The organism is Clostridium sp. SHJSY1 (assembly GCF_031626875.1).
GTDB lineage: Bacteria > Bacillota > Clostridia > Clostridiales > Clostridiaceae > Clostridium.
This window is the reverse complement of record NZ_JANDMF010000021.1, coordinates 16239-29458: the sequence shown is the minus strand read 5'-3', so window position 1 is coordinate 29458 and position 13220 is coordinate 16239. Positions and strand designations below refer to the sequence as shown.

The 13220-nt window shown below is 30.3% G+C and carries 10 protein-coding genes; all 10 read right to left on the bottom strand.

Annotated features, from left to right (window positions below; all coding sequences use genetic code 11):
* Positions 1-58: 58 nt before the first annotated feature.
* Positions 59-2881, bottom strand: coding sequence for an excinuclease ABC subunit UvrA (gene uvrA, locus NNC19_RS11125; RefSeq protein ID WP_310938724.1), 2823 nt, complete (start codon positions 2879-2881; stop codon positions 59-61).
* Between the two features lie 40 nt (positions 2882-2921).
* Positions 2922-4889: an excinuclease ABC subunit UvrB gene (gene uvrB / locus NNC19_RS11120; RefSeq protein WP_310938723.1), complete on the bottom strand. Its 1968-nt coding sequence runs from the start codon at positions 4887-4889 to the stop codon at positions 2922-2924.
* A 141-nt stretch (positions 4890-5030) separates the two neighbouring features.
* Positions 5031-6314: a PDZ domain-containing protein gene (locus NNC19_RS11115; protein ID WP_310938722.1), complete on the bottom strand. Its 1284-nt coding sequence runs from the start codon at positions 6312-6314 to the stop codon at positions 5031-5033.
* Between the two features lie 13 nt (positions 6315-6327).
* Complete coding sequence (locus NNC19_RS11110) at positions 6328-7569, bottom strand: S41 family peptidase (RefSeq protein ID WP_310938721.1); 1242 nt, start codon at positions 7567-7569, stop codon at positions 6328-6330.
* A 68-nt stretch (positions 7570-7637) separates the two neighbouring features.
* Positions 7638-8528, bottom strand: a complete 891-nt coding sequence (gene ftsX / locus NNC19_RS11105; RefSeq protein WP_310938720.1) for a permease-like cell division protein FtsX — start codon at positions 8526-8528, stop codon at positions 7638-7640.
* Positions 8518-9204: a cell division ATP-binding protein FtsE gene (gene ftsE / locus NNC19_RS11100; RefSeq protein ID WP_310938719.1), complete on the bottom strand. Its 687-nt coding sequence runs from the start codon at positions 9202-9204 to the stop codon at positions 8518-8520. Before ftsE ends, ftsX begins: the two co-directional genes overlap by 11 nt.
* A 159-nt stretch (positions 9205-9363) precedes the next feature.
* A complete protein-coding gene (locus NNC19_RS11095; RefSeq protein ID WP_310938718.1) occupies positions 9364-10209 on the bottom strand; it encodes a YitT family protein in 846 nt (281 codons plus the stop codon).
* A 14-nt stretch (positions 10210-10223) separates the two neighbouring features.
* Positions 10224-11072, bottom strand: coding sequence for a YitT family protein (locus NNC19_RS11090; protein WP_310938717.1), 849 nt, complete (start codon positions 11070-11072; stop codon positions 10224-10226).
* Positions 11073-11395: 323 nt separating this feature from the next.
* A complete protein-coding gene (locus tag NNC19_RS11085; RefSeq protein WP_310938716.1) occupies positions 11396-12337 on the bottom strand; it encodes a transketolase family protein in 942 nt (313 codons plus the stop codon).
* Positions 12337-13161, bottom strand: a complete 825-nt coding sequence (locus NNC19_RS11080; protein WP_310938715.1) for a transketolase — start codon at positions 13159-13161, stop codon at positions 12337-12339. The genes NNC19_RS11085 and NNC19_RS11080 overlap by 1 nt, the downstream gene beginning before the upstream one ends.
* Positions 13162-13220: the final 59 nt, after the last annotated feature.

Here is a 13220-nt window from a genome sequence, read left to right as displayed (position 1 = left end):
TTATACAACAAATTTAAATAAAACCATACTAATTATATTGTAAAAAATGCCTACATCCTTATAAAATTCTCTTTAAATATTTACCTGTATAAGAATTTTCATTACTCGCAACCTTTTCTGGTGTTCCTTGGCATACTAAAGTTCCTCCTTTATCTCCACCTTCTGGTCCAAGATCAATGATATAATCTGCACACTTTATCATATCTAAATTATGTTCTATTACAACAACAGTATTTCCTGCATCTACTAGCCTTTGAAGTATTTCTACTAATCTTTTAACATCATCAATATGAAGTCCTGTTGTTGGCTCATCTAGAATATATAAAGTTTTTCCAGTACTTCTCTTTGATAATTCATAAGCTAACTTTATTCTTTGAGCTTCTCCTCCTGATAATTGAGTTGAAGGTTGCCCTAATCTAACATATCCTAAACCAACATCAAATAGTGTTTGTAATTTATTTTTTATTCTTGGTAAATTTTCAAAAAATCTCAATCCTTCTTCCACTGTCATATTCAATATATCATCAATATTTTTTCCTTTATATTTTACTTCTAAAGTCTCTCTATTATAGCGTTTTCCTTTACATACTTCACAAGGAACATAAACATCTGATAAAAATTGCATTTCTATTTTTATTATTCCATCTCCTGAACAAGCTTCACATCTTCCACCCTTAACATTAAATGAAAACCTTCCTGGTTTATATCCTCTCATCTTCGCCTCTTGAGTTTGCGAAAACAATTCTCTTATTATGTCAAATGTACCAGTATAAGTAGCTGGATTAGATCGTGGAGTTCTTCCTATAGGACTTTGATCTATATCAATAATCTTATCTATATTTTCATAACCTAGAATCTCTTTATGATCTCCTACTGGATTCTTACTTTTATTAACTAATTTATTTAATCCCCTATATAATATTTCATTTACTAGAGTACTTTTTCCTGATCCTGATACGCCTGTAACCATAGTTAGAGTTCCTAGTGCTATAGATACATTAACATTTTTTAAATTATTTTCCTTTGCCCCCTTTACAGTTATTTTTTCTCCATTTCCTTTTCGCCTATTCTCTGGTAATTCAATTCCTTTTTTCCCCGTTAGATACTGTCCAGTAATAGACTTTTCATTGTTCATAATTTCTTGAAGAGTTCCCGCTGCTACTATGGTCCCTCCATGTTCTCCTGCCCCTGGACCTATGTCAACAATATAATCAGCTTCCCTCATTGTATCTTCATCATGTTCAACTACTATAACAGTATTTCCTACATCTCTTAAATTTTTAAGAGTTCCTATTAACTTGTCATTATCTCTTTGGTGAAGTCCTATACTTGGTTCATCTAATATATATAATACTCCCATTAAAGATGATCCTATCTGAGTAGCTAATCTGATTCTTTGAGATTCTCCACCAGACAATGTTCCTGAACTTCTTGCTAAATTTAAGTAATCCAATCCAACATCAACTAAGAATTGTAATCTACTTTTTATTTCTTTTACAATTTGCTCACTAATAATTTTATTCTTCTCTGAAAATTCTATTCCATTAATAAAACTTAATTCTTCCTTAATTGATAATTTAGTAAAATCACTTATGTTAATTCCACCTACCTTGACAGATAAGGCTTCCCTTTTAAGTCTATCCCCATGACATTTTGGACAATGATTATCACTCATGTACTGCTCTATTTCAGTTTTAATCAAATCAGAATTAGTTTCATTATATCTTCTCTTTAATGAATTTATTTCTCCATCATATGCATAATTATAAATGGATCTTACTCCATCTTTAACATACTCAACTTTAAGCTTTTTTCCCTTAGTTCCATAAAATAATATATCAACAATTTTCCTTGGCAAATCCTTAATTGGTGTATGTAAAGAAAAATCATATTCTTCAGATAAAGCTTTTAAAATAGCAAATGTCCATGACTCTTCCTTCAATCTACCTTCTCCCCAATTTGCAATTGCTCCATCCATAATACTTAATTCCTTATTGGGAATAACTAAATTCTCATCTATTTCATACAGACTTCCTAGTCCATCACAATAATCACACTTACCAAATGGTGAATTAAAAGAAAATAGTCTTGGAGCAAGTTCATCTATGCTTATTCCACAATCAGGACAAGCAAACTTTTCACTAAATAAAATATCTTCTTCTCCTATTATGTTAACTAAAACTAACCCTTCACCTAATTTCAAAGCAGTTTCTAAAGAGTCGCTTAGTCTTCCTTCAATTCCTTCTTTAACAACTATTCTATCAACTACAGCTTCAATATTATGTTTATTATTCTTTTCTAACTTAACCTCATCTTCTGTTAGGTCAAATATTTCTCCATCAACTCTTGCTCTTATAAAACCATTTTTCTTAATGTTCTCAAGAACCTTCTCATGATTCCCTTTTCTTCCTCTTATTATTGGAGCTAAAATTTGAATTTTAGTTTTATCCCCAAGTGCAATAACTTTATCAACAATTTGATCAACTGATTGTTGACTTATTTCTTTTCCACACTTTGGACAATAAGGTGTTCCAACCCTTGCATATAGTAACCTCAAATAGTCATAAATTTCAGTTATAGTTCCAACTGTAGATCTAGGATTTTTGCTAGTAGTCTTTTGATCTATAGAAATAGCTGGTGATAATCCCTCTATATATTCAACATCTGGCTTATTCATTTGTCCTAAGAACTGTCTTGCATAAGCTGATAGTGATTCAACATATCTTCTTTGGCCTTCTGCATATAACGTATCAAAAGCTAGAGATGACTTTCCTGATCCTGAAAGTCCAGTAAATACAACTAGCTTATCTCTAGGTATCTCTAAATCTACATTTTTTAAATTATTTACCTTAGCTCCTTTAATAATTATCTTATCTTTCATAATTAAGTTCCCTTCTTTTTTATTTTAATTTCTCTGATTTTTATTTATATTTTTCAATTAAATCTCTAAGTTCTGCTGCTCTTTCAAATTGAAGATTCTTAGCTGCATCCATCATCTCTTCAGTATATTTCTTAATTAGTGCTTTCTTTTCTTTTGCAGTTAACTTCTTAGTTTCTTCTTTAACAACATAACTTGCCTCTGTTTCTGAAACTTTTGTAGCTTCTATAACATCTCTCACATCTTTGATTATAGTAGTAGGTACTATACCATGTTTTTCATTATATTCTTGTTGAATTTGTCTCCTTCTATTTGTCTCCTTGATTGCTCTATCCATAGAACCAGTAATATTGTCTGCATACATTATTACCTTACTCTCTGCATTTCTTGCAGCTCTACCTATAGTCTGAATAAGAGAAGTTTCTGATCTTAAAAAACCTTCTTTATCTGCATCTAATATGGCAACAAGAGCTACTTCTGGTATATCTAACCCTTCTCTTAAAAGATTTATCCCAACTAAGACATCTTGCTCTCCAAGTCTTAATTCTCTTATTATCTTCATTCTCTCTATAGTCTCTATATCAGAGTGCATATAAGTTGCTTTAACACCTAGTTCTGTTAAATACTTTGTTAGATCTTCTGCCATTCTTTTAGTTAATGTTGTTATTAATGTCCTAAATCCTTTTTGTGTAGTTTTTGTTATTTCAGCATATAAGTCATCTATCTGCCCTTTTACTGGTCTTATTATAATCTCTGGATCTATTAACCCTGTAGGTCTTATTATTTGTTCTGCCACAACTGCTGAATTATCTAACTCATACTGTGAAGGTGTAGCACTTACAAATACAATTTGCTTTATCTTCCCTTCAAATTCTGGAAATTTTAATGGCCTATTATCATATGCACAAGGCAATCTAAATCCATATTCTACCAAGGTATCTTTTCTTGATCTATCTCCTGCATACATAGCTCTTACCTGTGGTAAGGTTACATGACTTTCATCAACAAACATTAAATAATCTTCTGGAAAATAATCTAGAAGTGTCTTTGGAGGGGTTCCTGGATCTCTATTGTCAAATATTCGTGAATAATTCTCTATCCCAGTACAATATCCCATCTCTCTTATCATCTCTATATCAAAGTTTGTTCTTTGCCTAAGTCTTTGTGCTTCTAATATCTTATCTTGGGCATTAAGTTCTCTTAATCTAACTTCTAATTCATCCTCTATTATATTTATTGATTTTTCCAAAACTTCTGAAGAAGTAGCAAAGTGGGATGCAGGAGTAATTGCAACATGATCTCGCTCTCCCAATATAGTTCCTGTAAGCACATCAAATTCTCTTATTCTCTCTATTTCATCTCCAAAAAACTCTATTCTTATACCTTTATTAGATGTAGATACTGGAACTATATCTAAGGAATCTCCTCTTACTCTAAAAGTGCCTCTAGAAAAATCAATATCATTTCTTTCATATTGAATCTCTATCAGTTTCTTAATAATTTCATCTCTTTCTTTTTCCATACCAACCCTTAGACTAAGAGTCAATTTTTTATATTCATCAGGATTACCTAATCCATATATACATGAAACAGAAGCCACTATTATAACATCTCTTCGTTCAAATAAAGCTGATGTAGCTGAGTGTCTTAATTTATCAATTTCATCATTAATTGAAGCATCCTTTTCTATAAACGTATCAGTTTGAGGTACATAAGCTTCTGGTTGATAATAATCATAATAGGATACAAAATACTCTACAATGTTGTCAGGAAAAAACTCCTTAAATTCTCCACATAATTGAGCTGCAAGTGTTTTATTGTGAGCTAACACAATTGTTGGCCTTTGTAATTTCTCTATTATATTCGCCATAGTAAATGTCTTACCTGAGCCTGTTACACCTAATAAAGTTTGCCCTCTATTATTGCTATTAATTGATTCTATTAATTCATTAATAGCTTGAGGCTGATCTCCTGTAGGTTTATATTTTGAATGTATTTTAAATTCTCCCATAATATCACCCGTTTCTTTTAATCGAACTTATATTCGTATATTCATTTTACTTTTTCTAACTTTTATAGTCAAGGTTATTAAAATAATAAAAACTCTTTTGAAATAGTGTTAACTACTTCCAAAAGAGTTTTTTCTAAAAATCTACTTTTTATTCTTATCTTTTATATTTTTTAATACCTCTGAGAATTTATCATTCTCAAAAGAAACTATTTTTCCCATATCAACAAACTTAGGTACTAAAACTAAACCTAATCTTTTATTGTTTTCTTGTTTTAAAGAAAATTCTTTTATTTCTCCAGTTTTATTTTTAATCTTGAGATTTAAATTATTTAAACTTTCTTTAATTATAGTATATATATCTCCTTCATTATTAATAGCTTTATCATTTACAGACATTATTCTATCTCCAGCTTTTAAACCAATTTCATAAGCCTTTGAATATGGAACAACATCTAAGATAGCTATTCCATCTTCATTACTACAAAATAAAGGAGTTCTCTTTTCTTCAATTTTTCGTTGAAGTATTAAAATTATTTCATGTGCTAAAGGAGCAAACACTATTACTACAATTTCTCCTATCAGCCCAAATCTAGCTAACTGGGCTACAAGAACTAGTAGTATTCCATATCCTAATATAAACAAACCTGATGAAATAGCCTTATCTCGCTTTTTTCTTGTAAATGTTAATGACGAGTAACCCAACACACCAAAAAGAGGTGATAAAGTTAGTATAGCTGATTGGATTATATTTAACACATTATCATATCTTAATATAGGCCACCAATCAGGAGTTCCAATACTCTCAGTTCCTAACCCACCTTGACTCACTGCTTTATATGCTATGAATATGGCTACAGGAAGTATCCAATATCTACTTAATGCATAACCTCCAATAATCTTTCCTTCCTTATTAGAAAATACAGGAACAGCACCTTTAGCTCCATCAATCATTACCAAAAATGCTTCGACTATATGAAGTATTCCTACAAATGTCATTAACATAACTATGTCTAATGTAAATAAATTAGTTCCATCACTTGTTTTTATATTGAAATAACTAAATATCAAACTTATTAAGCCTAATACTGAACCTGAATATGAAAAGCATACTAATCTAGGTTTTATAAACATTAATAATATTGAAATCATAAATAAAAATTCTATGCCTGAATTTTCATCAAATATTACTCCTAAATGACTTAATATTATACTTGCAAATATTCCAGCAAATATTCCTAAAACAATTTGTGATAAAGTTAATTCAAGCGGTGAATTAACTCCTTCTCCCATAATCATCCTTTGCATAGCTACTAACTTTTTGTTTTTACTATAAAATATTACTCCAAGTATGATTAACATAATAATTAAAGAGGGCTCCACTATTATATAGGAGAGAGATCTCAATGTATACATAATTAAATCCATAAAAGTGAGCCTCCTACTTAATCTTTTCTCTTATTACTTCTAGCCCCTTTTGAAATTGAGGATCTGTATTTCTAGAATATTCTTTGTTTGTATCTGTTTCAGATAACTTAACTTCATAATCTGGCTTAATTCCAATTTTGTGTATATTTTCTCCATTTGGTGTATAAAAATTATCTATTGTAATTTTTAAAGCCCCTTCTGTATTCTCTAATGTAAATGGTGCTTGAGCAACACCTTTTCCATAAGTATTAGTTCCAACAGTCGTTGCTATTCCATAATCTCTTAAAGCACCTGTTAAAACTTCTGATGCACTAGCAGTATTACCATCAATCAGCAATACCATAGGCATTTCTTGAGCTATTCCACCTTTAGATAAAATTTTCTTCTCTTTGCCAAACTTATTATTTAAAGTTGTTATTACTTTACTTTCAGGAATGAATTGTGAAGCTATACTTTCTGCCTCTGTAAGGAATCCACCACCATTTCCTCTCAAGTCCAAAATTAAACCAGCAGCTCCTTTATCCTTCAATTCCTTTAACTTGTCAATAAAAGACTTTGATGCATCTTCATTAAAATCCTTTAATCTAATATATCCAACCTTATTCTCTATAATTTCTCCTGAAACTGAATCAGTTTTTATTTCTTCTTTTGTAAGTTCAGCATCAAATGTATTATTACCACTTCTCAAAATTGTAAGTTTAGTAGTTTTTTTACTAGTATCTGATATTAATGATATTGCTTTACTAACATCTCCTCCAATATCTTCTCCATCTACTTTTACAATTATATCTCCTGAAGTAAGATTAGCTTTTGCAGCTGGTTTATCAGCTTCAACATTCACTATAGTTACTGTATTATCTTTGGCAAATATAGTAACACCTATACCAATTCTTAAACCTGAATTTGATAAATTGAACTTTTTATATTCATCCTTAGTCATGTACAATGTATATGGATCTTTTAAACTAGCTGTCATTCCCTTGATAGCTCCATCTAATAGAACATCATCTTCTACATCTCCATTGTAATTATCAATTAATGCCTGCCTAGCCTCAAATAATCCTGCATAATTACTATAATCTTGCGCATATTTTACAGCTTTTGAATATTCACTTGCATCTGGTCCTACAAAAATTCCAAATCTTGCAGAAACATTTCCAACTAAAAATGCTGCCAGTATCACGCCTATAGTCCCTAATGCATTATAAGACATTCTCTTACTTTTACCTGTATTTTGTTCTTTAAATTGGTTCATTCCAAAAGCTTCCTTTCCCACGCAAGATTATCTTTGTACAGTAACTATTCTATTCTTATTTTTTATAATTATACTACTAAGAACTTTCTTAAAGCAGCATAACTTGCAGTACCACCAACAGCTATAGACCCTAATGCAAACTTCCATAATAAAGTTTTAAATACATATGTAGGATCTACCAAGTTTACCATTAACATCTTAGATGCAACAAATGCAAATACACCTTTATATATTGCAAATACTACTAATGTAGAAAGCAAAGCTCCCAAAAGTGCCATAACCATTCCTTCAATTATAAATGGCCATCTTATAAACCAGTCTGTTGCTCCAACAAATTTCATTATCCCAACTTCTCTTCTTCTTGAATATACAGCTAATTTTGTAGTATTCATTATTAAGAAGACAGAAACTCCTATTAGAATTATAAATAGAACTATACCTACTATTCTAATTCCTTTGATTACATTTTGCACTGTATTTATTATGTCTTGTTGGTTACTTATACTTTCAACCCCTTGTAGTTCTTTTACAGATTCACCAACAGCTTGTGCATAACTTGGGTCTTCAAGTTTAACTATGTATGACTCTGGGAATGGATTTTTATCAAGACTATATCCTTGTAATAATCCTTCACTCTCACCCATGCTTTTTTCGATATTATTGAAAGCTTCTTCTTTTGATTCATATACTACAGATTTTACTCCTGCTTGATCTCTAAGCTTTACTTCAATTTCTCTTTTATCAATTAATTGTACATCATCTTTAAGAAATACCTTAAGTTCAACTTTTGATTCTACACCTTCAATTGCTAAACTAGCATCCTTTGCAATAATTGAAAAAATTCCCAAAACCATAAATGTAATTAATACAGTTATTATTGATGCAAAACTTATGGTCTTATTTCTTCTTAAACTAACAAATGCATCACTTACTAAATAATTAATAGTACTAATCTTCATTTTCGTACATCCCCCTCTTCTCGTCTCTTGTTATTTCTCCACCTTCCATTGCTATAACTCTTTTTTTCATAGTATCAACTATGTCTTTTGCATGTGTTGCCATTAAAACTGTAGTTCCTGCTTTATTAATATCATCAAGCAACAACATTATTTCACTTGCTGTTTCAGGATCTAAGTTTCCTGTTGGCTCATCGGCAATTAGAACACTTGGATTATTTACAATTGCTCTTGCTAAAGACACTCTTTGTTGTTCTCCACCAGATAATTCAGCTGGGAACATCTTATACTTATGTGCAAGTCCAACTAGTGACAACACCATAGGAACCCTTCTTCTTATTTCTCTTGGTGATGCTTCAACAACTTTCATAGCAAAAGCAACATTTTCATAAACATTTAAATTAGGAATCAATCTAAAATCTTGGAATACCATTCCTACTTTTCTTCTAAAGTAAGGTATTTCTTTTCTTGTTAAATTAGCTAATTCTATATCATCAACTTTAATTTTACCTGTAGTAGGTTCTGTTTCTTTCAACAACATTTTTATAAAAGTTGATTTACCTGCCCCTGATGGTCCTACTAAAAACACAAACTCCCCATTTTCTATATCTACATTAACATCTGAAAGGGCTTTAACATTATTATCATATATTTTTGAAACATTTTTAAACCTAATCACATTACCACACTCCTTATTTTCATGTAAATATGCCTCAATTCATCTTTTTTCTCTAGAATTATTATAACATATAGAGACATTATAACATAACACTTGTTTAAACGACTATCCCTGCCTATATTATATATATTTTTTTGTTTTTTTCAAACTAATTTAGTTTTAGACTTCAAATATATTACCAAAACCCTTTCCTAAAACCTCTTGTGCTTCATTTACTGTAATGAATGAATTAGGGTCTTCAGCTTTCATAAATTTTTTTAATTGTATAAATTGCCTCCTATCTAATACAGTAAAAATCACACAATTTTCTTCCCCTGTATATCCACCCTTCCCATTAAATACCGTACACCCTCTATCAACTTCTCTTGTTATATAATTAACAACCATTTCCTCTTGTTCTGTGAATATAACTACTTGTTTACATGAATTAAATCCATCAATAAATTTGTCAACTAATGTACTTGTTAAATATACACTTAACAGTCCATATAATCCAAGTTCTATTCCAAAAGTATACATCGCTAAAAGTATTACAACAGAATCTGAAACAAGTAGTCCCTTTCCAATATCAACGAAAAAATATTTACTAATTAATTTTGCAGTAATGCTAGTTCCTCCAGTGGATGATCCTTGTGAAAAAACAATTGCAGACCCTATTGCTAGAACAGCGCTTCCAAAAAAAGTAGCTAGCATAAAATTATCAGTAACAGCTCTTATAACACCTAATTTTTCAATTACTGAAAGAATTACAGACAATCCCATACCCGCATATATACTTTTAACTCCAAAACTCCCTCCAATTAAAACAAATCCTATTACAAATAATACTGCATTACATATAAACATTACTGGCCCAGTCTCTATATTAAATATATCTTGAAGTACTAATGCTAATCCAGCCACCCCTCCTGATGCAATTTTATTTGGAAAGAAGAAAAATTCTAGTCCAATTGCAACAATGATAATCCCTATAGTTATAAATAAATATTCTTTAAATTTTTTCATATGTTTTCTCCTTGCTATTCCATTTCCATAAAACCTTCCCCTAATACTTCATAAGATTCCCTTACACTAATAAACGCCCTTCTATCAATTTCTTTTATAAAATCTTTTAATTTTATAAATTCATTTCTGCTTAATACTGTATAAATTACCTTTATATCTTTTTTACTATATACTCCTACACCTTTTAAATATGTGCATCCCCTATCTAATTCTTCTAGTATAAAAGCACCAATTTCTTCATGCTTATCACTCATTATCATTATCTCTTTGCTCGAATTAAAGCCATCAATAAATCTATCTATAGTAATACCTAATATAATTACACTTAACATAGCATAAAATCCAATATCTAAACCAAATATCATTGCAGCTGCAAAAGTTATTATAATATCTACAATTAGAAGTGCTCTTCCAATATTCATATGAAAATATTTATTTAATATTTTAGCTAAAATATCTGTTCCTCCTGTTGAAGCATTACAATTAAATACAATCGCCATACCAAATGCAGAAATCAAAGTTCCAAATGTTGATGCAATCACTAAGTCTTTAGTTATTGCAAAAGGCTCAAAAAAAGTTTCAATAATCCACATTATTACTGATAGTCCTAAACTTGCATATATAGTCTTTGCTCCAAAATTGCCTCCTATTAACCAAAATGCTGCTACAAATAACGCCAAATTCACCACAAGAGTAATAAGCCCCACACTTAAGTATGGCACCAAACTATTTAGAACTATTGCTACTCCTGTTACCCCACCTGCTGCTAACTTATTTGGGGCAAAAAAATATTCCACCGACAGTGCCACTAAGATTATTCCAAAAGTAATTAAACCATAATCCTTTATTGTTTTTTTAGTCATATAATTATTCCTCCATATAATATCTCGTATATCATTATAATTCCTATCATGGAAAAAAAATATCCTTTACTATATTATTTTATATTTTTTAATTTTTACTTACTCAATAATTCTATTAATTTAATTAACATCTATAATAAATTAACTATAAAAGCATACTTTATACTAAATTTGAAACGATTTATTTAAATGCTTATAAAAAATAAATGTACAATAAACAAATATAAATAAAAGATATTTTTTAATTTTCATCTTTTACTTGAATTGTAAATTGTACATTACTCATTAAGTATTATCACTTTAAAATAAAAATATATTACTATTTATTTCATCTCAATTGCTTTCTTAACTTTTTTAACTATATCTGATGCAGTTAATCCATAAGCCTTTAATAATTCATTTGGTTTTCCACTTTCTCCAAATACATCATTAACTCCTACTTTAACAACTGGTACTGGGAACTCTTCACATAATACCTCTGAAACTGCTGCACCTAAACCTCCAATTACATTATGTTCCTCTGCAGTTACAATTGCTTTTGTTTCTTTTGCTGCTTTAATAATAAGTTCTCTATCTATTGGTTTAATAGTATGTATATTTATCACTTTAACACTTATTCCTTCTTCTAATAATATACCTCTTGCCTCCAATGCTGCTTCTACCATAATTCCAGTTGCAATTATAGTAACATCTTTTCCTTCAGAAAGGGTAACTCCTTTACCAATTTCAAATTTATAGTTTTTATCATTATTAACAGTTGCAACAGCCATCCTTCCAAGCCTAACATAGCAAGGGCCTTTAACTTTTGCTATAGCTTTTATAGCTGCTTCTGTTTCTATATCATCTGCTGGGTTTATTACTGTCATATTTGGGATACTTCTCATAAGTGATATATCCTCAATAGCTTGATGTGAAGCTCCATCTTCTCCAACTGTTAAACCTGCATGAGTTGCACATATTTTAACATTTAATTTAGGATAGCATATTGAATTTCTAATTTGCTCAAATGCTCTACCAGCTGCAAACATTGCAAATGTGCTAACATATGGTATCTTTCCACAAGTTGAAAGACCTGCTGCAACTCCCATCATATTAGCTTCAGCTATTCCCATATTGAAAAATCTTTCTGGGGCAACAACTTTAAAATCAGCTGTTTTTGTAGATTTTGAAAGATCTGCATCTAAAACCACTACATTTTTATTCTCATTTGCTAGTTCTGCTAATGCTTTTCCATAAGCTTCTCTAGTTGCTTTCTTATTACTCATTATCTATCTCCCCCTAATTCTTTAACTGCTATTTCACATTGTTCTTTACTTGGAGCTGCACCATGCCATCCTGCTTCATTTTCCATAAACGAAACCCCTTTACCTTTTATAGTATTACATAAAATAGCAGTTGGTTTCTCTTTTAGATTTTTAGCTTTTTCTATAGCATCTAAAATTTCATCATAGTTGTGTCCATCTATAACAATCACATTCCATCCAAAAGCCTCAAACTTTTTATCTATTGGTGATGGATTCATAACATTAGTTATATCGCCATCTATTTGAAGTCCATTAAAATCAATAAATATAGTTAAGTTATCTAGTTTATAATGAGCTGCTGACATAGCAGCTTCCCATATTTGTCCTTCTTCTAATTCCCCATCACCCAATATAGCATACACTCTATAACTTTTTTTATCTAACTTCCCAGCTAAAGCCATACCTACAGCTGCTGATGTTCCTTGCCCTAATGATCCTGTAGACATGTCTATTCCTGGAACATCATTCATATTAGGATGTCCTTGTAACCTTGAACCTAATTTTCTTAAAGTTATTAATTCTTTTGGATCAAAATACCCTCTTCTTGCTAAAGCACTATATAAAACTGGTGCTGCATGACCTTTTGATAATACAAATCTATCTCTGTTTTCATCTTTAGGATTCTCAGGATTTATATTTAATTCATTAAAAAATAATGTTGTAACAATATCTGCTGATGATAATGATCCTCCTGGATGACCCGATCCTGATGCTGTTAACATCTCTATAATATCTTGTCTAATCTGCTTAGAAATTTGAATTAGTTCTTCTTTGTTCTTTTTCATTACAGTATCCTCCTAATTATTTTAATGCAATTATATTCTCTATTTTTCCCTTATTTATT

What these genes read in the sequence shown, in the direction of transcription:
- NNC19_RS11085 (WP_310938716.1), bottom strand. Translation starts at nt 12,337, where the DNA reads ATGAGTAATAAGAAAGCAACTAGAGAAGCTTATGGAAAAGCATTAGCA.
- NNC19_RS11080 (WP_310938715.1), bottom strand. Translation starts at nt 13,161, where the DNA reads ATGAAAAAGAACAAAGAAGAACTAATTCAAATTTCTAAGCAGATTAGA.
- NNC19_RS11090 (WP_310938717.1), bottom strand. Translation starts at nt 11,072, where the DNA reads ATGACTAAAAAAACAATAAAGGATTATGGTTTAATTACTTTTGGAATA.
- NNC19_RS11110 (WP_310938721.1), bottom strand. Translation starts at nt 7,569, where the DNA reads ATGAACCAATTTAAAGAACAAAATACAGGTAAAAGTAAGAGAATGTCT.
- NNC19_RS11115 (WP_310938722.1), bottom strand. Translation starts at nt 6,314, where the DNA reads ATGGATTTAATTATGTATACATTGAGATCTCTCTCCTATATAATAGTG.
- ftsX (WP_310938720.1), bottom strand. Translation starts at nt 8,528, where the DNA reads ATGAAGATTAGTACTATTAATTATTTAGTAAGTGATGCATTTGTTAGT.
- uvrA (WP_310938724.1), bottom strand. Translation starts at nt 2,881, where the DNA reads ATGAAAGATAAGATAATTATTAAAGGAGCTAAGGTAAATAATTTAAAA.
- uvrB (WP_310938723.1), bottom strand. Translation starts at nt 4,889, where the DNA reads ATGGGAGAATTTAAAATACATTCAAAATATAAACCTACAGGAGATCAG.
- NNC19_RS11095 (WP_310938718.1), bottom strand. Translation starts at nt 10,209, where the DNA reads ATGAAAAAATTTAAAGAATATTTATTTATAACTATAGGGATTATCATT.